Here is a 23,075-nt window from a genome sequence, read left to right on the forward strand (position 1 = left end):
GAACACGAATATGCACGAAGACATTCGTGTCTTCGTGGCAAAAAATATAAACTTTGAACCCACTCCGGAAACTCATCAGATTCCTTCTGACCGGATTAATCGTCCTGGCGGGCAGCCTATTTTTTCTCTACCCGCAAATCTTCTACTGCGAACTCATCGCATTATCCAATTTCAAGTCGACGGATAAAAAGGTCTATTTTAGTCCCGATATCAAATCAAACAAATACAAAATCCTCAAAAGCACTATCGCGCTCGCCGAGGCGCGGGTGGATTCCTTTTACCAGGGCAAAAAATCCAATCCCAAGATCATCATCTGCCAGACGCCTCAGCAATACCAGAAATATTGCAGCAGCACCGAGGGCGCGGGATGCAGTATCGGAACGCCGTGGGGGAGTTCTTACGTAATCCTGAATGCGCAGGGGATGAATACCGATGTGATTGCCCACGAAATGAGCCATATCGAACTGCTGAAACGCATCGGCTGGTGGCGCACTACCAACGACGTTCCCCAGTGGTTCAACGAAGGCCTGGCATTGATGCTCGACCGCCGGTTTGTAAGCGAAACTGCTCCGCGTGATCGTTACCGCGCGTATAGGTACGAGTGGCGCTTCTATACGCGTAATGGCCGCGACCTGCTCTTGCTCAAAGATATTTCGACCATGCGAGAGTTCTTTCGTGGCGACCAAAAGCATGTTATGACAGCCTATATGACTGCCGGAATGGAGGTGTCTTATTGGCTGCTGCTTCGCCGGGAGGCTGGTTTGCAACGCTTTATTTCGAAGATGCAAACGGGGGCTGCCTTCGAGGAGGCATACGGGCCGATGAGTCCTCACCATTTTAAAGATTCGAAGAAAATATCAGAGTAAAGCATTATGAATATGGTCTTGTAGGCTATATTTATGCGCTCCTTTTTAAAACGGGATCGAATATTGGCATGCTCGTTCAGATTTTGTACTTTTTTCGGAAAATAGTGTACGTTTCAATCTAAGCTGATCAATCTCATTCATTCATCTATTTTATTATTTGAAATGCAACAATTACAAACCCTGGATTATGTCGTTTTCTTCTTTTACTTCATTGTAGTCTCCGGTTACGGTTATTGGATTTATCAGCGGAAAAAATCAAAAGTTGAGTCAACAAAGGACTTCTTCCTCGCGGAAGGCTCCCTCACCTGGTGGGCAATCGGTGCGTCGTTGATCGCTTCGAACATTTCGGCTGAGCAGTTTATCGGGATGTCGGGGAACGGTTTTTCGATGGGCCTCGGGATCTCGACCTATGAATGGATGGCGGCGGCAACACTCATTATAGTGGCCGTTTTTTTTATGCCCATTTATCTCAAAAACAAAATTTACACCATGCCCCAGTTTCTCAGCCAGCGATATAACCAATCGGTGAGCTTGATCATGGCGGTATTCTGGCTGGCATTGTATATTCTCGTGAACCTCACGTCGATCCTGTATCTGGGAGCGTTGGCTGTCTCGGGGATTTCGGGGCTTGATTTTCAGTTTTGTATGATCGCCCTGGCGGTTTTTGCCATTATTATAACAATCGGTGGAATGAAGGTGATCGGTTTTACCGACGTAATCCAGGTGTTTTTCCTGGTAATCGGCGGTTTGGCCACTACCTATCTGGCGATTAACCTCGTATCCGACAATGCAGGCGTGGAAGGTATCGCGCAGGGTTTCAAAGTAATGCGTGAAAATCACGACGATCACTTCCATATGATTTTCCCTAAATCGAGCCCATTCTATATGCAGCTGCCGGGTCTGGCTGTATTGCTGGGTGGTATGTGGATCGTAAACCTGAACTACTGGGGTTGTAACCAATACATTACCCAGCGCGCATTGGGAGCGGATTTGAAGACTGCCCGTAACGGTATCCTTTTCGCGGCATTTCTGAAATTGTTGATGCCGGTGATCGTGGTATTGCCAGGTATTGCGGCTTACGCGCTGTACAGCAAGGGAATGTTTCAGGCTGAAATGCTGGGTGATGACGGCGTGATCAATGCTGATAAGGCATACCCCGTACTGCTTAACCTGCTTCCGACAGGCTTGAAAGGTCTCTCATTCGCCGCGCTGACGGCCGCCGTAGTGGCGTCCCTGGCCGGTAAAGCAAACAGTATTTCGACGATTTTTACACTGGATATTTTCAAAAACTACATTGGCAAGAACGCCGACGAAAAGACGCTCGTACGCATTGGTCGTGCTGTGGTGGTGATTTCGATGATTCTCGCCATTATCGTGTCGCCTTACATGGGTATCGATAAAAAAGGAGGTTTCCAGTTCATTCAGGAAATGACGGGTTTGTTGTCGCCGGGTATTTTCGCGTCGTTCATCATGGGCTTCTTCTGGAAACGGACCAACTCGGCGGGCGCATTGTTCGCGATCGTGGGCGGGTTCCTGATCGCGCTCGCGATGCATAACAATTACTTCCCGTTTGCCGACTGGACCCAGGTGCCGTTCCTCGATCGTATGGGCCTTGTGTTCCTGATATGCGTTGCGGTGATGTTCATCCTGGGTATTTTGATGCCTGACGAGAAAAAAGGCCTTGCCATCGATGCGTCGATGTTTATGCCGCACCGTACTTTCGTTACCGGTGCTATCGTGGTGATTGCGATTATTTCCTACTTGTACGGCCATTTCTGGTGAGATTGCCGTCATATACCAACAAAAAGGGGCCGGAAGTTGATTCCGGCCCCTTTTTGTTGGTAATCGATCGAGATTCTTACGCTTCTTCGATGATCGTGATCTTCTGGATCTTGTCGCCCTGACGGATCGCGTCTACCGTTTCGATGCCTTCTACCACGCGGCCGAAGCAGGTGTGGTTTCTGTCCAAGTGCGCAGTGTTATTGCGGCTGTGGCAGATGAAGAACTGTGAGCCACCTGTGTTGCGGCCTGCATGCGCCATCGAAAGCACGCCGCGATCGTGGTACTGGTTACCGCCTGTGAGCTCGCAATCGATTTTGTAGCCGGGACCTCCACGGCCGGTGCCGGTAGGGTCGCCGCCCTGGATCACGAAATCAGGGATTACACGGTGGAAAATAACACCGTCGTAAAAGCCCTTTTTAGAGAGATCAACAAAGTTTTTCACTGTGTTGGGAGCATCTTCATCGTAGAATTCGATGAGCATTGTGCCCTTGTCAGTGATCATTTCCGCTTTTGTCATGTCAAAAGTGAGTATTAAAGAGGTACGAAAGATAAGCAGGGCAGCAGAGTGCCCATGCTATGATAACACAAAGAAAAGGATAATGTATCCTTTTCTTCTCATGAACTTTCAAATAAAATAGTGGAGGTTACGACCCCGTTTCAGCCTTGGCCAGTGCTGCGGCTTTTTTCTGTTCGATCTTGAATGCGGAAAGGCGGTCGACTACGTCGCCGCTGCCCCATTCGCGGCTTCTTTCGGGGTTGGAGAACCATTCTTTTACAGCGAGAATTTTATAGAGGTACCTCGCGGTTTCCGAGTTGAGGCGGAGTTTGAAAAAATCATCTTTATTCTGCGAATCCATCCGGTTTTGGATGTGCGTAGGGCCTGCGTTGTAAGCAGCAGCTACCAATGTCCAGGAACCCAGCTGTTTATACAGGTCGCGGAGGTACTTGCCTGCGGCGTGGGTCGATTTGACCAAATGTTTGCGGTCGTCCCTGGTTTCGTTTACAACCAGCCCGAGAGATTTTGCCGTAGATGGCATCAATTGCCAGTATCCGGCCGCGCCGCGATGAGAAGTGACCTCATCTTTCATAGCGCTCTCTATCAAAGGAATATACTTAAAATCGGCTGGTACTCCGTACTTCTGGAGAATGGGTTCAATGATCCGCATTCTCTTTTTGGTTGTGGTCATCAGCTTACGAAAAGTGGGATTGTCGTAATTTCTGATCATGTTTTGATATCGCTCGGCGATTCGAAGCTCTGATAAAGGAACGGCTTCGCCACAGAAGTCAATAGCAAGAAGATCTGAATCAATAATGGTTGTTTCTTTCAGCTCCTTCTTTTCCACCTCCACCTCGCTCATCGGACTCTTTCCGAATATTGCGATTGAGAAGGCCATAAAGATAAGTCTAATCATGCATTTTGTATTTCGTGAAACATCATTTCAGGCACCGGGCCGAAGTGCAAAGATAACGCGATTGAATAAATAAAATTTCAATATGAGGTAAAAAACTGATTTTTAGGGGTTTGTTAAAAGTAATTCTAGGACAAAAATAAGAACGCTACATTTGGCTTCCGGCAAATGATCCTGAATAAAAACTGCGCCAGCCAGACCGAACGTGAAATTTTAATTGGTAAAAACCGCTTAGCACCAAATGCAAACTCTTTTAATAAATGTAATTATAGTAAGAGAACGGCTTTTTAGTATAAGTTTTACCCATTGATGGTCAGCTGGTTACAAACAAGTATTTTGTGGGGATAATGGTATTATTGTGGAAAATGTCGTCAATTGCAAGCCGAAATCGATTTTTCGACGACATTTTCGACCTGTGCCATTTGCGTTCGCGAATGTGTTAACTTGCACTTTTCGTATGGCATTTTTTGGAATATGGTCACAGTCAACGAGGCAAAAGGGCGAATTATAGCAAATACCGTAACACTGCCCGCGGTAACAATGCCGTTAGCGGCAGCTGTCGGAGGATTTCTTGCCGAAGATGTGGTTTCGCCGATAGCGCTTCCGCCATTCAGGCAGTCGTCGATGGACGGGTACGCGATCGTGCATTCCGACGTGACCGAAGCGGGTAAATCGCTGTGCCTCGCGGGGGAGTCGAAAGCCGGCCAGGCGGATCTACCGGTTGTGAGCGCGGGCACTGCCGTACGCATATTTACGGGCGCGCCTGTACCCGAGGGCGCTACCGCGGTGGTAATGCAGGAAAATACGTCAGTGGCTAACGGCTCCGTACAAATTCATGAATTTCCGGTTTTGGAGGGTAAAAATGTTCGCCGGGCAGGGCAGCAGATCGCTCAGGGGGCAATCGCATTACGCGCCGGAACCCTCATATCACCGGGCGCCGTCGGTTTTTTGAAGGGAATCAATGTGAATGAAGTGACGGTTCATTCCAAACCTCGGATCGGTTTGCTGGTCACTGGCGACGAGTTGCTGAAAGCAGGCGAAGCATTGGAGCCTGGCAAAATATATGAATCCAATTCGGCGATGCTGCAAGCAGCACTGGCGCTGGCGGGTATGACGGATGTTTCAATTAGCTATGCTTCCGATGACCTGGACGCTACGGTTGACGCTTTATGCGTATTGCTGGAACAATGTGACGTCATTTTGGCGTCGGGGGGGATCTCGGTAGGAGATTACGATTTTGTAGGTAAAGCATTGGAGGTGTTGGGCGCCGAGACGATCTTTTACAAGGTGCGGCAAAAGCCCGGGAAGCCGCTTCTTTTTGGTAAGAAAGGTGAAAAACTGATTTTTGCATTGCCGGGAAACCCGGCCTCGTCGCTGGTTTGCTATTATGAGTATGTATTGCCTGCGTTGAAGAGAATAATGGGCAGCAAAGAGCCATTTCTCAGATCGGTGAGGCTTCCCTTGCGGCATGCTTACCGCTTTGATGGCGAGCGCGACGAGTTCCTGAAAGCGCGGGTGGAAGGGGCGGAAGTGGTTTCGCTGGACGGGCAGGAGTCGTTCGTGATAGGTTCGTTTGCGATCGCGAATGCGATCATCTATTTACCGGTAGCGCAAAATCGGGTCGAAGCAGGCGAATTGGTGGAGGTACATTTGCTCCCGCTCTGAACCCGACGGGCCGGATGCGGGTTATTGGGTTGAACGAATATCAGGTACGAATGAGTTTTCAAGTCAAATATTTCGGGATGCTGGCGGAAATTGCCGGGCTGTCGGACGAAGTCTGGAATGCAGCCGGCGGTCTGACGGTAGGTCAGTTCCGTGCGCAGATGCTGGACAAATACCCGGCTATGCGCGATAAAAAATTCAAAATAGCGGTCAATCAGAAGATTTCGGAGGATTTTGTATTAATCGAAACTCCGGCCGAAATCGCATTGCTTCCACCGTTTGCAGGAGGATAACAGGAGACATGGAAAAAGCACATAAGCCTAAAAAGGTATTTGTTCAGGGGCCGATCAGCCCCGATTTTGTTGCGAAGTCGATAGCGAGCCACCAATCCAAAACCGGCATTGGTGCCCACGCGATCTTTCTCGGGCAGATCCGCGCGGATCAAAAGGAAGGCGGTGCCGTAACAGGGATCGACTACACGGCCTATGAAGAAATGGCCGAGCAGGCATTCCACGACATTCGGGAGGCTGCCTTTGCCCGGTTCGAGCTGACATGCATGCATATCTACCACAGCCTGGGCCTCGTCCCGACAGGTGAGATCAGCCTCTTTGTGTTCGTATCATCCCCGCATCGGAGAGCGGCATTCGAGGCTTCCGAATTTATTGTAGAAGAAATTAAAGCCAATGTGCCCATCTTCGGCAAAGAGCTGGTGGGTGAGGGGCACGTTTGGAAGCAGAATACCTAGTAATTTTGAATGAGTCAATGAGTGAATGAGTGAATAGATTTTGCTCATTCACTCATTCACTCATTCACTCATTCAAAATTTAAAATGGTCGACATTACCCATAAAACCAACACACTTCGCATTGCCACTGCACAAGCTATCGTACAAGTGAGCAAGCCGGAGACCGTGGAGGCGATTCAAAACCGGACTGTACCGAAAGGTGATGTTTTTGAAATGGCAAAGGCCGCTGGTTTTCTGGCCGTCAAGAAAACGCCCGATTTGCTGCCTGACTGCCACCCTATTCCAGTGGAGTATACGGGTGTTCAATACAGGATAGAAGATTTGACTATTGTCATTGAATTGACAGTTAAAACTATATACAAAACGGGTGTCGAGGTAGAAGCCATGCACGGGGCGTCAGTGGTAGCGTTGACGATGTACGACATGCTCAAACCGATCGACAAAGGTGTTGAAATACGGAATATCCGGTTGTTAGAGAAAAAGGGAGGGAAAAGCGATCGGAACGCCGCGCCGGAAGGCTTGAAAACGGCGGTGGTGGTCTGCTCGGATAGTATTTCGAAAGGTATTGGAGAGGATAAATCTGGCAAGAAAATCGTCGAAAAACTGAAAGCGTTTCGGCTGGAAGTAAGCGATTACAGCATTATTCCAGACGACAAGCCGGGCATTCAAGGCAAATTGCGGTCGTTGCAAGCGGAAGGATACGATATGGTACTCATTACCGGCGGTACCGGGTTGTCGCCCCGCGACGTAACGCCCGAGGCGGTTTCGGAGCTGCTCGACCGGGAAATCCCGGGCATTGCCGAAACAGCGCGTCAATACGGCCAGGAACGCGTCCCTACTTCGATGTTGTCGCGATCTGCGGCAGGTGTTATCGGGGAAATGCTGGTGATTACCATGCCAGGCAGCACTGGGGGCGTTACTGAATATATTGATGCCCTGTTTCCGCATGTTTTACATGTTTTTAATGTTTTAGAAGGGAAAAAACACGATTAGCAAACACCAATGGCATTGCCTATTGTAGATACATTTGGTCGCAAGCACACTTATCTGCGCATTTCGCTGACGGATAAGTGCAATCTTCGTTGTACCTATTGTATGCCGCAGGAAGATATGCAGTTTATGCCTTCCAAATGGCTGATGCAGGCAGATGAGATTTCTTATCTGGCCGGCCTGTTTGTGGAAATGGGTGTTGAAAAAATCAGGCTTACCGGTGGTGAGCCACTCGTCCGCAAGGATGCCGGCGAAATCATTTCCGATCTCGGGAAACTTCCCGCATCCCTAACACTGACTACGAATGCCGTTTATATAGATCAGTTTATCCCGGAATTGAAATCCGCAGGGGTTGCCTCTTTGAATGTCAGCCTGGATACGCTCCGGGAAGAGCGATTCCGGTCGATTACCAAGCGCGATCATTTCGGCAAGACGCTGGACCACATTCGCATGCTGCTCGATGAAGGCTTTGTAGTGAAAGTGAATATGGTGGTGATGCGGGGGACAAACGACGATGAAGTCAATGATTTTGTGCGGATGACACTCACTGAGCCTAATCTTCACGTCCGCTTTATCGAATTCATGCCTTTCAAAGGGAACCAATGGGATATGTCCAAAATCGTTTCCTATGCCGATTTGTTGACTGCGATTGGTCAGGAGTATGAGTTTCAACCCGTCGCGGGTGAGTTGCACGACACCGCGCGACGATTTCAGGTAAATGGCGGTGCGGGCACTTTCGGCATTATTGGTACGGTAACACACCCTTTCTGCGAAGGCTGTAACCGCATTCGTCTCACCGCCGACGGCAAGCTTAAAAATTGCCTTTTTGATACGTCCGAGGTTGACCTGCTCACCCCCCTGCGCAAAGGCGACGACGTTCGTCAGCTCATTTACGCCCATTTTGAGAAAAAGCACTTCGCTCACGGTGGCCACACCAGCTTCTCCGAACAAAAAGCCAAGTCGGAGTACGAGCAGAATCGGGAGATGATTGCGATTGGGGGTTAATCTTCAAAACCCTTCCAAAATTTGACGGGATTGCGGTACTGACATAATACCGCATGGATCTGAATAATTCGTTCAGATTTGTCGACTGTGAAGTGGACACTGTACGGAAAGAAATCGACCGGGGCGAACCTGACATCACCGTACCTTAACTCGTATATGAGTGGAGATTCTTTGATCAGAACTAACTTACCTTTTACGAAAGACCGGAAGCGCTTTCCCAGCCCTTGCTTCTGATCTTCATAGTAAGCCGCTGCTTCGGTAATATCTTCAACAGCTTCGGGAGTAAATTTTAGCTTGTATACTCCCACTATTCTGCATCGAGCATTTTGAAGACGTCGTCTTCATTGATCAACAGTTCAGGAGCATCTTTGTATTTGTTAATACGCTGCTGCACTTCCACAACATGCCAATCCGGTACTATCTCACTGTCCGTTTCTTTAATCAGGTCAATGGCGTCGGCTTTCCGCAATTCCTCGATCAGGGATGCAGCGTAGTCTTTTTTGATCTTGATATGATAGGTTACTGACATGATATCGGAATTTTGGCATAATCAAATATACAAAAAACAACGCAGGCAGAAAGGGAGAATGCGCAAACGGAGTACGAATGATCCTTCGGCACCACTCAACCTCCTATTTTACCGTCCAAACTTTGTATGCAACAATGGCCTGATCGGTTACCTCATTGGTTCGAAATCAAATTCAGTTTACCAATCAGTTTAACCTTCAAGAGCCATGCCAAACATCTTAAAAACCGCCGTTGCCGCTGCATTTGCATTATTTACAGTCGCTGCCCAAGTGCAGGCCGATCCGATTGTTTCGCCGAAAGCAGAATGTAAAAACAACACTTGTGAAAAGTTTCGCGTAGGCATGTACCGTGTACGAGACACGATGTCGATGAATGTGATGATGGAGAAAGAGAAAGGCGAAAAGGTGGCGATTCGTCTGCTGGACAGCAAGGGAAACCTGCTTCACGAAGAATTTGTGCCAAAGTATATTACGAAAACCGGCCGGAAAATAAAGTTCGACGAAATGGGTGATGGCGTTTACACGCTTGAAATCTCCAATGACAACGAGAAGATCGTTAAAAGCATTTACCTGTCTACCAAAGAAGTACGTGAAGTGAACCGTACACTTTTAGGGGTGAACTAATTCATGTTGCATTTTTATGCGTTACAGGATGCCGCCGCAGCGTTCCTGTAACGCTTTTTGTTTCAAAACTTCACTGCGCCGTTTCCATTTCTGTCGGGCGGGGAAGCAATTCCGTAAAGAGCAGGTCGTAAATGATTTTTCCCCAGATAAGGATACAAGGCACCGCTTTCACGACATAAGGCCAGAAATACTCGTTGCGGATGAAGGGAGGAAATATATCGGTTGGGGACAACGTGGTAAATATAAATGCCAGCACAAGCAGCACGTAATTTAGCCGCGTTGGCGCCTGTATATAGTACCACACCGCCACGCCTGCAATAGCAATGATAAATGTCGGCGATTCGGCGCGGTGGTTGAAAATCACTACCCACACCAGCACCGAAGCGAGCATCAATGCCCGGAAGACAAAATTGCCGTACGATTTGATTTTTAGCAACGGCAGGCAGAACAATGCCATTCCGGCCAGATTGACGTAAGTTTTATTCACATCCAGCGAGAACCATATTTTCAGCCAGCCTATTACGGAGAGGCCGTCGGAAAAGTCGCGGTCTGCGGCCAGGAGCTTCCACCAGGTTTTATACAGAACCACAAATTGTTCGGGCGTGACGGCGACGATCGGAAGGATAGTCAGTAAAATAACCCACGTGGCGGTCGTGTAGGCCAGTTTCAGCTTGTTGGGATAGAGCAGGTACAATGCCAGCGCAACAATCCCGAAGAGTTTAATGAAGATCGTGGACACGATGCATAGTGATGCCATCCAGTACTTGTCCCTTTCCAGAAAGCCGAATCCAAACAGCAGCAAACCGGCAATCAGGGCGTTACTTTGTTCGTTTTGCGTGGCGGTAAGGAGTTCTACCAGCATAAAAGAGACCATCAGTCCTTTTGTCCGCAAATCGATTCTTGGAAGAAAATAAACCGAAAAGAACAGCACCGCCACATTGATCAGGTTCCAGAAAAACAGGCCTACAAATGTGGGCATAATGGCAAGTATCCCAAAAACGAGTGCGAATGCCGGGCTGTATTTGAACAGGTCCCAATGCTCGTCGACATGCCACCGATACAGGTTTTTCCCCTCTATCAAATGGAAGAAGGACTGCTTGAAAATGACGTAGTTGTTATAAGTAGTGTAAAGTTGCGGCTGATTCGCGAAAGTTTTGGGGTGGGAGAATACCGATTGGAGCGTAGCAAAGGCGGCAATGGCCAATACGATAAACAGCAGTGACCTTTTGCTGATCACCAGGCGTTGAAAGGCAGTCATAGAGTGAACTTATTCCGAACGTTGATTTTTCGTCAAAGCTAAGAGATAAATTCACTCCGTAACCGTTTATTTTTTCATATAGCCCGATGATTCAAGCCATCCTTCCATTGCTTCAGGCCAATTAGCCAATGATCCTTTACCTTCCGTCCGCATACCGTAGCCGTGGCCGCCTTTCGGGTACAAATGCATTTCGGCCGGGATTTTTTTCTTTTTCAATGCGAGGTAATATTCGATACTGTTCTCGACCGGCACACCGGTATCGTCCATGGCATGAACGAGGAATGCCGGCGGTGTCTGATCCGAAACCTGCAATTCGTTGGAGTAATATTTAATCAGCTCGTCCGATTTTTCAGGCCCGAGCAGGTTATCGCGCGAACCTCCGTGTGCGAGAGCGGGCGTAAGCGAGATCACCGGGTAAATCAATATCGAGAAGTTCGGTTTGCCGTCTGCGGAAGCCTTTTCACCCATATTATGATGCGTCGAGAGCGTGGCGGCCAGGTGGCCGCCTGCCGAGAAACCCATAACGCCGATTTTGTTCACATCGATGCCCCATTTGGCAGCATTCTGGCGGATCAGTTTCATGCCTTGCATGGCGTCCATCAGAGGTACTTCGTGCTGGTGCGTCATGGCTTTTTCATTAGGCAGGCGATATTTGAGTACAAATGCAGAAATGCCGCGTTCATTAAACCATTTGGCAAAATCGCTGCCTTCATGCGAAGCCGCCAGGATGCCATATCCGCCGCCCGGGCAGATCATCACTGCGGCCCCGGTTGCTTTCTCCTTCGGCGCAATGTAAGCCGCAATCGTAGGGACGGTCACGCCGCTGATCCGCAGGATTCCCTGCGCATCGGTAACCGATTTCTCCTCCACATCACTTTTTTTAAAATTGGGGACTTTGCCTTCCGGCCAAAGATTAATGGTTTCTGTTTGCGCCATAGATGGAACTGATAATGCGAGCAGGCTCAAAACGGTAAGGATACGTGCTGTTTTTTTCATTGATTTCCCGTTGCTTTTCATCGAAAAGACGCCTTTGTTGGCAATATACCCTCAAAACGCTTTCAGCCATCGTTTTACTTCAGCATCCAGGCGCGCCGGATCTTCCACGGTCACATTGATGAGTTGAAAATGGCTTTTCTCCGCGAGGACCTTCCAGCGCCAGTCGAACTGGCTGATTGTAACATGCCGTCCGTCAGAGAACCACCAGGCAGTATGCAATTCGTCATTCTCTTTCCGAAGACTGCCCGTATAAACAGTGACTCCGGCGAGGTGTTTGCTCGAAATGCGGCTTAAATGGTAGCCCGAACCCGTCCAGCAGGTAAGGGGGCTGTGCTCCGAGGAGTAAAATGCCGGGATTGGTTTAATATAAATAAGCGCATGGCCGTTTCTGGCCTGGGTGACGCCGTTTTGAAGTTTCTTTACGTGATATGTTTGAAGGGATAGGGGAAGCGTGTTTTGCGGTGAGCTGATATTAATGGTCGGTTTTTGAAAGCAAAAGAATGCGCATACCGAGAGAAGTATGATATGCCCGGTTATCAAAAAACGTGGCGGGTGACGAAGAACCGATGGTTGCGTTGTGATGAGGGCAGCTCCCCAACGCTGGTGTGCGTAACGGACCACGAGAATCAGCGGAGCAATTACATAAGCGACAAGGCATACAACACCTATCACATCGTGTAAGGTATTGTCCGGCGTAATGCGTAGCACGACCAGCGAAACAATGCGCATGAGGTTCCCGAGGATGTTCAACGCAAAGGCAAGCACCACCAGGATCGTCTGATACCGTATCGGCAGCGATTTCTGGTTCAGCATACGGAAATGAGCCATCAGAAAAATAACCGATAGCAATGCGAATCCTGTCATTTGCAGTCCTATACAGGCAGGGTCAACGGAAAATTCTGAGCCGTTAAGCAGAATGTTGTTTCCTTCGATGGCAACCGGAAGTCCTGCCATTTTCAGCATCGACCCGGCAACCGCGGAGAGTTGCAGGCGGATCGGGAATGTGAAAACCTCGGAAAAGTATTTGAAAATGGGGGATACGATGAGCAATACCATAAAGATTGCCGCATTCAATCGCCCGAAAATAGTCTCGGTAGTGAACAGCAGTGCACTTATCAGCAGAATGAAACGCCACGAAAGCTCCGGACGAAGACAGCAAATGCCAACAGCCAACGCCACCACCGGTGCAAGTCGCCAGCTCTTTTGACCAATGCCAAAACACCGCAGAAGTAAGGGGATCAGCACAATGCCCATCCAGAGTGTAGCATCGCCGTGGACATACCCACGAAAGAAAAAGAGGGTTGAGATAACGAGATAGCCCATGACTAAGGCTATCCCGGCATGTTTTTCATTGAACATAATGGCGAAAAGTGAAGTAGCCGATGAGCAGGGAAAACAGGGCGATGAGCAGCCATTCGTGCGGTTCGGGTACGGCTCCTGCCACTTTCAGGGTCGCATTTTCAAGGCTGTTCTTGCTTTTCCGAATGTCGAATCGATCGTAATCCTCCTGGTTTTCAAGGACTACCATGCTGGAAACGGGTGTTACAATATGTGCTATTTCAGCTTCCCGGATCAGTTTGGCATTAAAAACAGAATCGGTTTGGAACGAGTGATTGAGAAAACGGCCGCCTAGCTGCTTCATAATGTGGTTATAGGCAAAAAGTCTGAGCAGATGGTCGGGCGCGCGTCCGGAAGCCGGGCCTTCGCTTTCACGGATCTGGATATCTGCGCTTTCAATGCTGACGACCGACGGGTCTGCTTCGGGATCGGAGGGGAATTGGTTTTGTGGAATCATTTCCAGTAATGCTTTCCAATCCGTTTGTTCGGCACGGACTATGCTCAGCTCATTCAATGATTTAATATAGGAAGATGCGCCGTCACCGACTAGGAAGGTACGCAAGCCCTGTGGCGCATGCCTGCTCAGCGTTTTGGAAAATGGCGCATTTGCGAGATCGTGAAGCGTAGGCGATACCGCCGTTGACTTGGTGATCAGCAATGCATTTTCCGGGTCGGGAATGTATTGAACCGGGAATAGGGAGAAATTGAACGCGGATAATGCCTTGAACTGCTCATCTTTATTCGCTTCTGTAAGCCTGATCAGCCGCCCATTCGCTACGAATACCGGACGTTTTCTGACAACGGGCCACAATGCATCGAGTTCGCGTTTACTCCACGCCTGGTTGATGTCGAGGTAAAAGGCTTTGGCTTTAAAGTTTTCAAGTGTTTTGTGACGTGGCTCCACTGTGTAGGTTTTGCCGTCAAATGCAAAACTTTCCCGGCTGACTGGTGTGATTTTGAAACCTACCTTCCACGCCGACTGGTAGGCCCCCTCATGGATGATAACGCCCGGAGAAGCATTGGTTGGCTCGAACGGAAGATGCGGGGCCTGCAATTCCTGTGGAAATTCAAGCCGGATGGTTTCGGTAGCTTTTTCAGCTCCCGGACCTTTAAACGAGATGTTTTCATAAGTCAGCTGCGGCCCGTCGGCTTTCAGAGGAGTGGTTATGCCGAGCTTAAATTTCCGGTTTTCACGTGCCGTACAGGGGAATACCTTCACTTTTACCATATTGCCTTCCTGCCAATGGACCACCGAAGGGTCGCGTGATTCCACACCGACGATCGTTTTATAGGACGAATCGGCCTTGCTTTGCGACGTCAGCAGACTTTTTTGTTCTATACCGTCGATCCACAATGAAAGGGCGCTTACCACCGAGCCTTCCGGGAGAAAGAAAGTATATAGTGCTTCTTCCTGCCAACGCGGTGAGCCGGAATGATTGGCTATGCTGATGGTTTTTTCCGTGTAGGCGATCCGCATGTGCGGGTAAATGCGCGCCTGCGTGAGCACATTGGCCGTGCGTAAATCGCTCCCCGACCATAGGCGTTCCTGGGTTTCATGCCGGGTGTCGTAAAGCACGTTCAGGATATTGATCTGCTCTGCGTCCGCTAAATCGAGTTTCGGGGTAAATAAGGAGGCAATCAGAACGAGCGGGTCATGCCTGACGACAATATCGGTGGTGTTTCGTCTGGAGAAGATGGTGCCGTCCGAATGGGCAACCTGGTATACTTTTGGACCCATTAACACCCTGCGGGTAATCCAGTTGTCCTCTATTTGCCGGGCTAGCATGACCCAGTTGGGCAGGTCATCGGTTGGTTGTGTGGCTATGGCATTGGTCTGATGCCGAATCGTATTGCTGATCCGTCGCCAGGCCATAGAGAAGTAAACTGTTATGGCGATTGGGATGATGACGCCAGTCAGTATCGCCGGTCTGAACTCGTGCCACCAAAGAGCAAGCACGCGCAGGTAGGTGATAGAGAGCAGCAATGGCACAAAACTGTGTACCGACACCCCCAGAAGAAGCAGCGCCGGCACACTCAGGATATAATAGGGAATGAGGCAGAGTGCATAGTAGATCCAGATCACGACCGAGCAGCCCATCAGTGTGAACAGAATGGATTGGAGCCAACGCGGCAGATATTCATTCCAGGTGAATGCGATGGCCGAAACCCCAGCGATGACAATGGCAAACATCAGCCACGGCGCCGACGGATCAAATACAGGCATACTCCGGTTCAATGTAAAACAACTCACCAGCCATACATAGCCCAGCAGCAAACGGTGGTGGAGGTATTCCGGGTGCTGTTTTTTCCAGAACCAGCGTAGCTTGCCAGCATTCATGAGCCAGACGGAATAGATCGCCGCCAGGCTCCATGGAAGGACAAAGATGCCATTCATTAAAGCTCCCAAACTTGTGTAATAGAAAATCGAGAAGCTGAATAGCAGGCAACCCAACCCAACCCCGTAGTCGAAATCAAATCGGGGCGCAATTTCCGATTCTGTCATCCCGGTCGTTCCGGATAGATCCGGTTCTAACGGATTATGTACGGTAAATTCTTCCATAATGTCGATACTTAAAAGTACTTTGTATTTCAAAGTAAAATTGTAAAATCGACATAGTCAACATTTGTTGCCTCATTAATTTAAAATTGTTGAAAATCGGTTATTAAACGGCGCATTGCCGACTGGTTTCAAGGTTTCGGCGGATTGATCATAATATGCGCCCGGTGCGTGCCCGGGTCCATGATCCAGGGCATTCCGGGAACGTCCGGTTTCAACGGCAGGCCGGTACTTTCGGCAGTTGCAAACGGAATGTAGACCACGTAACGCAGGTAGCTATTTTTGAGAGCACCCGTGGTGGCGTCGTAGTTATCTTTGGAGCCGGATAGAACGTATAATGTAGATGATTGCTTCGGCATTTTCAGTTTCCCTTCCTTCACTTCCTTTTCACGGATGTCGAAAATTTCCTTTTGATTTTTGCCCTCTTTCGCGAGAGCCCGCCCGCGTTCCATGAATGGATCGAGATCGGCCAGGTAGCATGAGACGCTGATATCCTCTTTCTTAGGATCATCGGCCAGGCAAACGAAGTCGTTGCTGCCCTCGCGCAGGATTTTAAATGTGCCGTCAGCCGCGTAGCCGTACACTTTTGCCCCCGCTTGCTTATCCGACGGTGCAGCCATGACGGCCGTCCTGATTTGCACGTCGGCAGGAAGGATATTTTGTGCTGAAATCTCAGCAGCGACGCACAGCGCCAGGCAGGAAAAAAAAGTCGTTTTCATGATAGTAAATATAAGTAGGTGGTCCCTTATACACGTAATTAAAATTATTATTGTAAAAATGACACGTTTAGGTTTTGGTCAGGCTAACGCTTTCTGATTCAAGGCTGAAAAGCGCTCGATTTACCTATGAACTTCAAAAAATCGCTTATCCTCTTTCCAGCCGGTTGTTTGCTGGCCGGTCTGATGGTCGCCTCTTATCAGCGTTCGAACCCTAGTACGATTGACGCCGCTTCGGCCGACACGCTTTACAAAGATCTGACGGATGCCCAAAAGCGTTCGTCGAGATACGCCGTAGCAGGTCTGACGACGGCAAATGGCCTGGAAGCAACCCTTTTTACGTCGGAGCCGACGATCACGAACCCGACGAATATCGATGTAGACCATTTGGGGAGGGTCTGGGTTTGTGAAGCGTATAACTATCGCCCGGCGATTAACGGCAATCCCACCAAAAATGAAGGCGACCGCATTATGGTGCTGGAAGATACCAATGGCGATGGCAAGTCCGATAAATCCACAGTCTTTTATCAGGGGTCGGAAATCAATGCCCCGCTGGGTATTTGGGTAATGGGCAACAAGGTGATTGTTTCTCAAAGTCCGTATGTGTGGCTCTTCACCGATGAGGATGGCGATTTGAAAGCCGATAAGAAAGAAGTCATTTTCGAAGGCATCGGCGGAGACCAGCACGACCACGGCATGCACGCATTCGTATTCGGGCCGGACGGTAAGCTATATTTCAATTTCGGAAATGAAGGCGCCCACCTGCTCGACGGCAAGGGCAATCCAGTGGTGGGAAAAGACGGCAAACCGATCGATTTTTCGAAGTTGAGACAAGGAATGGTTTTCCGCTGCGATCCTGATTTTACCAATATAGAAGTACTCGGGAATAACTTCCGTAACAATTTTGAAGTGGCGGTGGATAGCTACGGTACCATGTGGCAGTCGGACAACGACGATGACGGTAACAAAGGTGTACGCATCAACTACGTGATGCAATACGGCAACTACGGTTATACCGACGAAATGACCGGCGCCGGCTGGCGCGCGAACCGCACCAATATGGAGGACTCGATTCCTTATCGTCACTGGCATTTGAATGATCCGGGCGTAGTGCCCAACCTGCTGCAAACCGGTTCGGGTTCGCCGACTGGTATGGTCGTTTATGAGGGAAAATTGCTTCCCAAAGAATTCTGGGGCCAGATGATCCACTGCGAGCCCGGGCATAATGTGGTTCGTTCCTATCCCGTTGAAAAGGTGGGTGCCGGTTATTCGGCCAAAATTGTAAACATTGTGGACGGCAAGCGCGACCAGTGGTTCCGTCCATCGGATGTTTGCGTAGCGCCGGACGGTTCACTGCTCGTTGCCGACTGGTACGATCCGGGCGTAGGCGGGCACCAGGCGGGTGATCAGGGCAAGGGCCGCATTTACCGGATTGCCCCCGTAAACACGCCATACCGCATTCCGAAGTCGGATTTTACGACGGTGGGCGGGGCGGTCGAAGCGCTGCAAAGTCCCAATCTTTCGATCCGCTATCATGCATGGAATACATTAAATGGAATGGGTGCCAAGGCGGCGCCGGCACTGGAAAAACTGTTTGCCAATAAGAATGCGGAGGCTCGTATGCGGGCGCGTGCACTGTGGCTGCTCAGCAAATGGCCATTTACCGCGAAGAAAACTGTCGATCTGGCGACCAAAGATGCCAATGCGGATATCCGTATCGCAGGCCTTCGTGCGGCTTCTGAGTCGAAGCATCTGGATGTGATTCCTTATATCAAAACATTGTCGAAAGACGCTGAGCCGCAGGTTCGCCGGGAATGCGCTTTGCTTTTACACCATAACCCGTCGCCGGAGGCTCCTGCATTGTGGGCGTCGCTCGCACAGCAATATGATGGAAAAGACCGCTGGTATCTCGAGGCCCTGGGTATCGGCGCCGATGCACAATGGGATTCGTTTTTCAAAGCCTGGCTGGGCAAAGCAGGTGCTAACCCGGTTGCCACGCAGGCTGGAAAGGATATTGTATGGCGTTCGCGGGGAAAAGAGTCTGTTCAGCTGCTGGCTTCGTTGGCCGGAGATCCGACCGTCGATTTGAAAAGCAGGTTGCGCTATTTCCGCGCATTCGATTTTAATTCGGCGGATCGCGAAAAATCGGTAGCATTGCTGAAACTCACGAACGGGACAGGTAAAGATCAGGAAAAGGTGAATGAACTCGTGATGCGTCACCTCGATCCCGCATTTGTGAAGCAGACACCGGAGGCAATGGCCGCATTGAAAAAAATGCTCGACGCGACCTACGGTACGCCAGCCTACCTCGAACTCGTTGCCAAGTATGAACTTTCGTCCGAAAATCCGCGGCTATTGGCTATGACGCAGGAGCAATCGAATAGCCGTAACGGGTCGATGGCGGCATCGCAGCTGATTAAGCAGGGCGGTGCACCGATGCTGTGGAAAGTGGTAAAAGGACCGGACGAAGCGAAGAGCGCCGCTGTTTTGACGGCGTTGAGATCTGTCGGAAGCAAAGATGCCCTCGATATCCTCAAAACAGTCGCAACTGACAATGCATACACCGAAGCGCTCCGGATCACCGCGGCTAAATCGCTTGGCGGTACCATGAGCGGGGAAGATCAGGTGCTGGTGTTGCTGAAAGAAGGTAAATTGACCGGCGATGCTAAAACCGCTGCCGTCCAAGGCCTGAATGGCGCTTGGCGGAAATCCGTAAAATTGGAAGCTGCCAAATACCTGGACGGCGAGGTGGTTGCTACAAGCAAACACCCGGAAGTAAAGCAACTTGTCGGAATGAAAGGTGATATTGCCAAGGGCAAGCAGGTATTCACGTCCTATTGCTCGGTATGCCATCAGGTGAATGGCGAAGGCATGGATTTCGGGCCGAAACTTTCTGAAATCGGAAGCAAGCTGCCGAAAGAAGCACAATATGCCGCCATCCTCGATCCTAGTGCGGGTATTGGTTTTGGTTATGAGGGTTTTGAAGTGACGTTAAAAGACGGTACTGTCGTGTCCGGCATTGTGTCCAGCAAAACGGAGACCGACCTGATCCTCAAATTCCCGGGCGGCTCGACGCAGGAATACAAAATGTCGCAAGTGAAATCGATTAAGCAGTTGAAAGATTCGATGATGCCATCGGGCTTGCAGGATGCGATGAGTACCGAAGAGTTGGTGAGTTTGGTAGATTATTTGAGTAATTTGAAGAGGAAATAATAAGCGAAAAGAGGAGCCGGGAGGCTCCTCTTTTCGCTTATCAGTGTTGATTGGTTTCCAGTTTCCAGTTTTTATATTCTGCCAGAACTTTCTCCATTTCAACATTTGATTGTCGGTTTTGGCTGATAATGTGTTCGCCGAATTTGTGATATTCCTCTAACAGATATTTCTTAACTGTTTCCGATGCTGCCTGATAAAATTCAAGCCATTTATCGTGGGCTAGCTGCGCAGATGCTTCTGTATTTGCATCGTATAGAGCTTTTATGACTTGTTCTTTTTCCATTACTTCTCAACAGGTTACTTCAAGTTATTTAACGCTTTTTCCAGGATTTCAATTTCTTCGTCGAGGGCGCGGAGCTGATCCAGATAATGATTCTGAATTGCTTCTGTAAGCTGATCATTTTCTATCAAATTCCGCATCATAAGTTTAATTACACCTTTTCGAACGAGCTTTCCGGCAATAATATGCCTGATTTTTTCTTTCATAAACACTGATAGTGCATGTAAATCGTAACGTAATTTACTCACCTTCCAGCTTTAAATCAATCTACTCCAAATAGCCGAAAGGTTACATTTTTCCGAAACTGCATTTCTTATTTCCCGAAATAGGAGGTATTTTTATAACGTTTTTTGAAATTATCTGCATCATCAAAAATTCGTTTTGAAACAATTCCCTATCGTGAGATCTGCGTGGTGTGCTGCGGTTCTTTTTACCTCCCTTTCATTTCAAGGTTTTAGTCAAGTTGCTGATTCACTAGTGGTTGTTAATCCGGATAGCGCCTATGCGGCACTGTCGGAGACAGAGCGGCGCTTCTCGCGTAATGCGGTGGCGGGCTTGCAAGCGGCCGACGGGCTCGAAGCGACACTCTTTGCTTCGGAACCCAATGTGATTAATCCCATCAATATCGACGTCGACCACCGCGGGCGCGTGTGGGCATGCGAGGCGTACAATTACCGGCCTGCTGTAAACGGTAAATCGGAACTAGGACAGGGCGACCGGATTGTGATCATGGAGGACAAGGACGGCGACGGAAAGGCAGATATCACCAAGGTCTTTTACCAGGGCCCCGAACTCAATGCGCCGCTGGGGATCTGGGTAATGGGCAACAAGGCGATTGTTTCGCAAAGCCCGTACGTGTGGCTTTTTACGGATACCAACGGCGACGATAAAGCCGATACGAAGGAGATTCTTTTCAAAGGCATCGGCGGTTCGCAGAATGACGCCGGTGTACATGCATTCGTATTCGGGCCGGATGGCAAGTTTTATTTCAATTTCGGTAATGCGGGAAGGCAACTGGTGGACGGCCAGGATCGCCCCTTGCTCGATAAATATGAAAGGGAGATAGATTTTCGGCAATACAAACAAGGCGTGGTTTTTCGCTGCGAACAGGATTTTACGAAGGTCGAGATTATGGCCGAAAACTTCCGCAATGGCTGGGAAGTAGCCGTGGATAGCTATGGTACCATGTGGCAGTCGGACCAGGAAGAGCCGGGGAATGGGGGCGACCGTGTGTCGTATGTGATGGAGAATGGTAATTTCGGTTATATCGATGAGATGACCGGTGCCAGCTGGCGCCTTAACCGTACCAACCTGGAAGACGAAATCCCACGCCGGCACTGGCACCAGAATGACCCGGGAGTGGTACCCGATTTGCTGGAAACCGGTTCGGGTTTTCCGATGGGTATGACAATCTATGAAGGCGATTTGCTGCCGCGACGCTATTGGGACCAGATTTTGCTGGCCGATGCCGGTCAGGGGTATGTGAGCGCATTTCCGGTGCAGAATGAGGGAGCAGGCTATAAATCGACCGGTATTCTGCCCGTGCTCGAAGGTAAGCGGGACAAATGGTTCCGGCCGACGGATGTCTGCGTGGCGCCGGATGGCTCGCTGATCATTTCTGATTGGTATGACCCGGTGATGGGTTCTAACAAGATGAAAGACCGTAGCCGTGGTCGCATTTACCGTGTTGCACCGACAGGTACACCTTACAAAATACCTGTGTACGACTTGTCGATACCCGAGCAGGCGGTAAAGGCATTGCAAAGCCCCAATTTGTCGCAACGTTACCTGGCCTGGAATGCCTGTGTGAAGCACGGCTGGGCGGCGGAGCCGTTTCTCGAAGAGCTTTTCAGATTGTATAACGGTAATCCGAAACTTCGTGCCCGTGCATTGTGGGTGCTGAACCGGATAGAAGGTTTTAATTATCGCAACCTCGATATTGCTTTCCGTGAGCTGAACCCGAATTTGCGTATTACCGCTTTGCGCGCCGTACGCCAGCGGAACAGCGATCCGACAGAGTATATCAAGCGTCTCACCTCCGACCGCGACCCGCAGGTGCGTCGCGAATGCGCATTGGCCATCAACCATAACCATACCTACGAGGCATTGGACGTGTGGTTGCAGCTGGCTAAACAATACAAAGGCAATGACCGCTGGACTGTGGAGGCATTGAGCATTGGTGCCTACGATCAATGGGAACGTCTGTTTCCCGCCTGGCTCGAAAGGCAGGGGCCCAAGCCATGGCTGACCGACGCCGGAAAGGATATAATCTGGCTTGCACGTACACGCAAGGCCATTCCGTATTTGAGTGAACTTGCGGCCGACACGTCGGTGAGTTTCAAAAGCAGGTTGCGCTATTTCCGTTCGTTCGACTTTTTTCACGCGGGTTACGAGAAAACGCAGGCGTTGCTAAATGTACTGAATGTGCCCTCCTCAGATAGGATCGAGGTGAGTAAGCTGGCATTGCTGCATTTGGATAAATCATTTGTAACCAACTCCCAACAGGGACTAACCGCGCTGAACAAGCTTCTCGACGAGACTTACGGTACCGAGCATTACATTGACCTGATGACGCGCTACGAGCTGGAATCGGAAAATGGCCGGTTGCTGAAATTGGCTCTGAGTAAATCCGATGAGGTGATCGGGCGTGATGCAGGCGCATTGCTGCTCGAACAGGCGGGGATTTCGTATGTCACGCAAAAGCTTGCGGGTATGAATGAAGAGAAGAAGTCGGCACTACTGGCGTCGATTCAGACCGTCGGTAGCGCGGAATCTGTGTATCTCCTGCGATCGACATTGCTGAATGCGAGCGAGCCTATCAACGTGCGGAAGAATGCCGCACGTTACCTGGGCGCGAGCTGGCCGGGTGAGGAGGCTGTGGTGAAGCTGCTGACGGGCAACCAGATCGACGGCGAGGTGAAGGAAGCGGCATTGGAAGGAGTCAAGAATGCGTTCCGGGAGGAGATCAAGGCGCAGCTGGCCCCTTATTTACCCAAACCTCCTGTGGAAGAAGTGGTAGCTGCTCCGGCAGACGAGCCGAAAAGTGGGAAGAAGGAACGGCGGAAACGGAGAAAAAACCAGTAGAACGAAGATTGAGCGGCGATTTT

The 23,075-nt window shown here is 49.7% G+C and carries 21 protein-coding genes; 10 read left to right on the top strand and 11 right to left on the bottom strand.

Annotation, left to right across the window (positions count from 1 at the left end; translation table 11 throughout):
* The first annotated feature begins 53 nt into the window (after nucleotides 1-53).
* Nucleotides 54-866 (top strand): hypothetical protein, encoded by an 813-nt coding sequence (locus J7619_RS29105; RefSeq protein WP_291207622.1) that lies wholly within the window; start codon nucleotides 54-56, stop codon nucleotides 864-866.
* Between the two features lie 162 nt (nucleotides 867-1,028).
* The gene (locus J7619_RS29110) at nucleotides 1,029-2,648 is read left to right on the top strand and encodes a sodium:solute symporter family transporter (RefSeq protein ID WP_291207624.1); all 1,620 of its coding nucleotides are present in this window, start codon (nucleotides 1,029-1,031) and stop codon (nucleotides 2,646-2,648) included.
* A 76-nt stretch (nucleotides 2,649-2,724) separates the two neighbouring features.
* Here the strand turns inward: J7619_RS29110 and J7619_RS29115 are convergent, their stop codons facing one another.
* Nucleotides 2,725-3,165 carry a peptidylprolyl isomerase gene (locus J7619_RS29115; protein WP_291207626.1) on the bottom strand — a complete coding sequence of 147 codons (441 nt, stop codon included), beginning with the start codon at nucleotides 3,163-3,165 and terminating at the stop codon, nucleotides 2,725-2,727.
* A 127-nt stretch (nucleotides 3,166-3,292) separates the two neighbouring features.
* Nucleotides 3,293-4,060, bottom strand: a complete 768-nt coding sequence (locus J7619_RS29120; RefSeq protein WP_291207628.1) for a lytic transglycosylase domain-containing protein — start codon at nucleotides 4,058-4,060, stop codon at nucleotides 3,293-3,295.
* A gap of 471 nt (nucleotides 4,061-4,531) precedes the next feature.
* Here J7619_RS29120 and glp point away from each other — a divergent pair, with 471 nt between their 5' ends.
* The 5 genes from glp to moaA are packed head-to-tail and all read left to right on the top strand — an operon-like array spanning nucleotide 4,532 to nucleotide 8,459.
* Nucleotides 4,532-5,722: a gephyrin-like molybdotransferase Glp gene (gene glp / locus J7619_RS29125; protein ID WP_291207630.1), complete on the top strand. Its 1,191-nt coding sequence runs from the start codon at nucleotides 4,532-4,534 to the stop codon at nucleotides 5,720-5,722.
* A gap of 50 nt (nucleotides 5,723-5,772) precedes the next feature.
* Nucleotides 5,773-6,012, top strand: coding sequence for a MoaD/ThiS family protein (locus J7619_RS29130; protein WP_090148288.1), 240 nt, complete (start codon nucleotides 5,773-5,775; stop codon nucleotides 6,010-6,012).
* 8 nt (nucleotides 6,013-6,020) lie between these two features.
* Nucleotides 6,021-6,464 carry a molybdenum cofactor biosynthesis protein MoaE gene (locus tag J7619_RS29135; RefSeq protein ID WP_291207633.1) on the top strand — a complete coding sequence of 148 codons (444 nt, stop codon included), beginning with the start codon at nucleotides 6,021-6,023 and terminating at the stop codon, nucleotides 6,462-6,464.
* Nucleotides 6,465-6,518: 54 nt separating this feature from the next.
* On the top strand, nucleotides 6,519-7,457 hold the full coding sequence (gene moaCB, locus J7619_RS29140; RefSeq protein ID WP_291207733.1) for a bifunctional molybdenum cofactor biosynthesis protein MoaC/MoaB: 939 nt from the start codon (nucleotides 6,519-6,521) through the stop codon (nucleotides 7,455-7,457).
* A gap of 9 nt (nucleotides 7,458-7,466) precedes the next feature.
* On the top strand, nucleotides 7,467-8,459 hold the full coding sequence (gene moaA, locus J7619_RS29145; RefSeq protein ID WP_291207634.1) for a GTP 3',8-cyclase MoaA: 993 nt from the start codon (nucleotides 7,467-7,469) through the stop codon (nucleotides 8,457-8,459).
* On the opposite strand, the gene J7619_RS32330 is transcribed toward moaA, so the two are convergent.
* Both J7619_RS32330 and J7619_RS29150 read right to left on the bottom strand, forming a co-directional pair.
* Nucleotides 8,456-8,767, bottom strand: coding sequence for a type II toxin-antitoxin system RelE/ParE family toxin (locus J7619_RS32330; protein ID WP_409012776.1), 312 nt, complete (start codon nucleotides 8,765-8,767; stop codon nucleotides 8,456-8,458). The two genes, moaA and J7619_RS32330, sit on opposite strands and share 4 nt — an antisense overlap.
* A complete protein-coding gene (locus tag J7619_RS29150) occupies nucleotides 8,767-8,988 on the bottom strand; it encodes a hypothetical protein (RefSeq protein WP_291207636.1) in 222 nt (73 codons plus the stop codon). The genes J7619_RS32330 and J7619_RS29150 overlap by 1 nt, the downstream gene beginning before the upstream one ends.
* 205 nt (nucleotides 8,989-9,193) lie before the next feature.
* Here J7619_RS29150 and J7619_RS29155 point away from each other — a divergent pair, with 205 nt between their 5' ends.
* The gene (locus J7619_RS29155) at nucleotides 9,194-9,610 is read left to right on the top strand and encodes a hypothetical protein (protein ID WP_291207638.1); all 417 of its coding nucleotides are present in this window, start codon (nucleotides 9,194-9,196) and stop codon (nucleotides 9,608-9,610) included.
* A 70-nt stretch (nucleotides 9,611-9,680) separates the two neighbouring features.
* Here the strand turns inward: J7619_RS29155 and J7619_RS29160 are convergent, their stop codons facing one another.
* From J7619_RS29160 to J7619_RS29180, 5 genes are all read right to left on the bottom strand, one after another.
* Nucleotides 9,681-10,868 carry a glycosyltransferase family 87 protein gene (locus J7619_RS29160; protein ID WP_291207640.1) on the bottom strand — a complete coding sequence of 396 codons (1,188 nt, stop codon included), beginning with the start codon at nucleotides 10,866-10,868 and terminating at the stop codon, nucleotides 9,681-9,683.
* Nucleotides 10,869-10,934: 66 nt separating this feature from the next.
* On the bottom strand, nucleotides 10,935-11,864 hold the full coding sequence (locus J7619_RS29165) for an alpha/beta hydrolase (RefSeq protein ID WP_291207642.1): 930 nt from the start codon (nucleotides 11,862-11,864) through the stop codon (nucleotides 10,935-10,937).
* A gap of 51 nt (nucleotides 11,865-11,915) precedes the next feature.
* Nucleotides 11,916-13,187 (bottom strand): exosortase N, encoded by a 1,272-nt coding sequence (gene xrtN / locus J7619_RS29170; protein ID WP_291207644.1) that lies wholly within the window; start codon nucleotides 13,185-13,187, stop codon nucleotides 11,916-11,918.
* Between the two features lie 25 nt (nucleotides 13,188-13,212).
* Entirely contained in the window at nucleotides 13,213-15,795 is a 2,583-nt protein-coding gene (locus tag J7619_RS29175) for an XrtN system VIT domain-containing protein (RefSeq protein ID WP_291207646.1), read from the bottom strand.
* Nucleotides 15,796-15,890: 95 nt separating this feature from the next.
* A complete protein-coding gene (locus J7619_RS29180) occupies nucleotides 15,891-16,478 on the bottom strand; it encodes a hypothetical protein (RefSeq protein WP_291207648.1) in 588 nt (195 codons plus the stop codon).
* 126 nt (nucleotides 16,479-16,604) lie between these two features.
* Between J7619_RS29180 and J7619_RS29185 the strand changes: the two genes are divergently transcribed.
* Nucleotides 16,605-19,688 carry a PVC-type heme-binding CxxCH protein gene (locus J7619_RS29185; protein ID WP_291207650.1) on the top strand — a complete coding sequence of 1,028 codons (3,084 nt, stop codon included), beginning with the start codon at nucleotides 16,605-16,607 and terminating at the stop codon, nucleotides 19,686-19,688.
* A 40-nt stretch (nucleotides 19,689-19,728) separates the two neighbouring features.
* Here the strand turns inward: J7619_RS29185 and J7619_RS29190 are convergent, their stop codons facing one another.
* Both J7619_RS29190 and J7619_RS29195 read right to left on the bottom strand, forming a co-directional pair.
* Nucleotides 19,729-19,971: a hypothetical protein gene (locus J7619_RS29190; protein ID WP_291207652.1), complete on the bottom strand. Its 243-nt coding sequence runs from the start codon at nucleotides 19,969-19,971 to the stop codon at nucleotides 19,729-19,731.
* 14 nt (nucleotides 19,972-19,985) lie between these two features.
* Nucleotides 19,986-20,174, bottom strand: a complete 189-nt coding sequence (locus J7619_RS29195; RefSeq protein WP_291207654.1) for a hypothetical protein — start codon at nucleotides 20,172-20,174, stop codon at nucleotides 19,986-19,988.
* Nucleotides 20,175-20,349: 175 nt separating this feature from the next.
* On the opposite strand from J7619_RS29195, the gene J7619_RS29200 reads away from it, so the two are divergent.
* Nucleotides 20,350-23,052, top strand: a complete 2,703-nt coding sequence (locus J7619_RS29200; protein ID WP_291207656.1) for a PVC-type heme-binding CxxCH protein — start codon at nucleotides 20,350-20,352, stop codon at nucleotides 23,050-23,052.
* Nucleotides 23,053-23,075 lie beyond the last annotated feature (23 nt).

Source organism: Dyadobacter sp., from assembly GCF_017744695.1.
In the GTDB taxonomy this organism is placed as follows: domain Bacteria; phylum Bacteroidota; class Bacteroidia; order Cytophagales; family Spirosomataceae; genus Dyadobacter.

Bases quoted from the DNA above. Each gene is read 5' to 3' on its own strand.
- xrtN (WP_291207644.1), bottom strand. From the start codon at position 13,187: ATGGGCTATCTCGTTATCTCAACCCTCTTTTTCTTTCGTGGGTATGTC.
- J7619_RS29190 (WP_291207652.1), bottom strand. From the start codon at position 19,971: ATGGAAAAAGAACAAGTCATAAAAGCTCTATACGATGCAAATACAGAA.
- J7619_RS29180 (WP_291207648.1), bottom strand. From the start codon at position 16,478: ATGAAAACGACTTTTTTTTCCTGCCTGGCGCTGTGCGTCGCTGCTGAG.
- moaA (WP_291207634.1), top strand. From the start codon at position 7,467: ATGGCATTGCCTATTGTAGATACATTTGGTCGCAAGCACACTTATCTG.
- J7619_RS29120 (WP_291207628.1), bottom strand. From the start codon at position 4,060: ATGATTAGACTTATCTTTATGGCCTTCTCAATCGCAATATTCGGAAAG.
- J7619_RS29165 (WP_291207642.1), bottom strand. From the start codon at position 11,864: ATGAAAAAAACAGCACGTATCCTTACCGTTTTGAGCCTGCTCGCATTA.
- J7619_RS29110 (WP_291207624.1), top strand. From the start codon at position 1,029: ATGCAACAATTACAAACCCTGGATTATGTCGTTTTCTTCTTTTACTTC.
- J7619_RS29115 (WP_291207626.1), bottom strand. From the start codon at position 3,165: ATGACAAAAGCGGAAATGATCACTGACAAGGGCACAATGCTCATCGAA.
- J7619_RS29135 (WP_291207633.1), top strand. From the start codon at position 6,021: ATGGAAAAAGCACATAAGCCTAAAAAGGTATTTGTTCAGGGGCCGATC.
- glp (WP_291207630.1), top strand. From the start codon at position 4,532: ATGGTCACAGTCAACGAGGCAAAAGGGCGAATTATAGCAAATACCGTA.
- J7619_RS29150 (WP_291207636.1), bottom strand. From the start codon at position 8,988: ATGTCAGTAACCTATCATATCAAGATCAAAAAAGACTACGCTGCATCC.
- J7619_RS29185 (WP_291207650.1), top strand. From the start codon at position 16,605: ATGAACTTCAAAAAATCGCTTATCCTCTTTCCAGCCGGTTGTTTGCTG.
- J7619_RS29160 (WP_291207640.1), bottom strand. From the start codon at position 10,868: ATGACTGCCTTTCAACGCCTGGTGATCAGCAAAAGGTCACTGCTGTTT.
- J7619_RS29155 (WP_291207638.1), top strand. From the start codon at position 9,194: ATGCCAAACATCTTAAAAACCGCCGTTGCCGCTGCATTTGCATTATTT.
- J7619_RS29195 (WP_291207654.1), bottom strand. From the start codon at position 20,174: ATGAAAGAAAAAATCAGGCATATTATTGCCGGAAAGCTCGTTCGAAAA.
- J7619_RS29130 (WP_090148288.1), top strand. From the start codon at position 5,773: ATGAGTTTTCAAGTCAAATATTTCGGGATGCTGGCGGAAATTGCCGGG.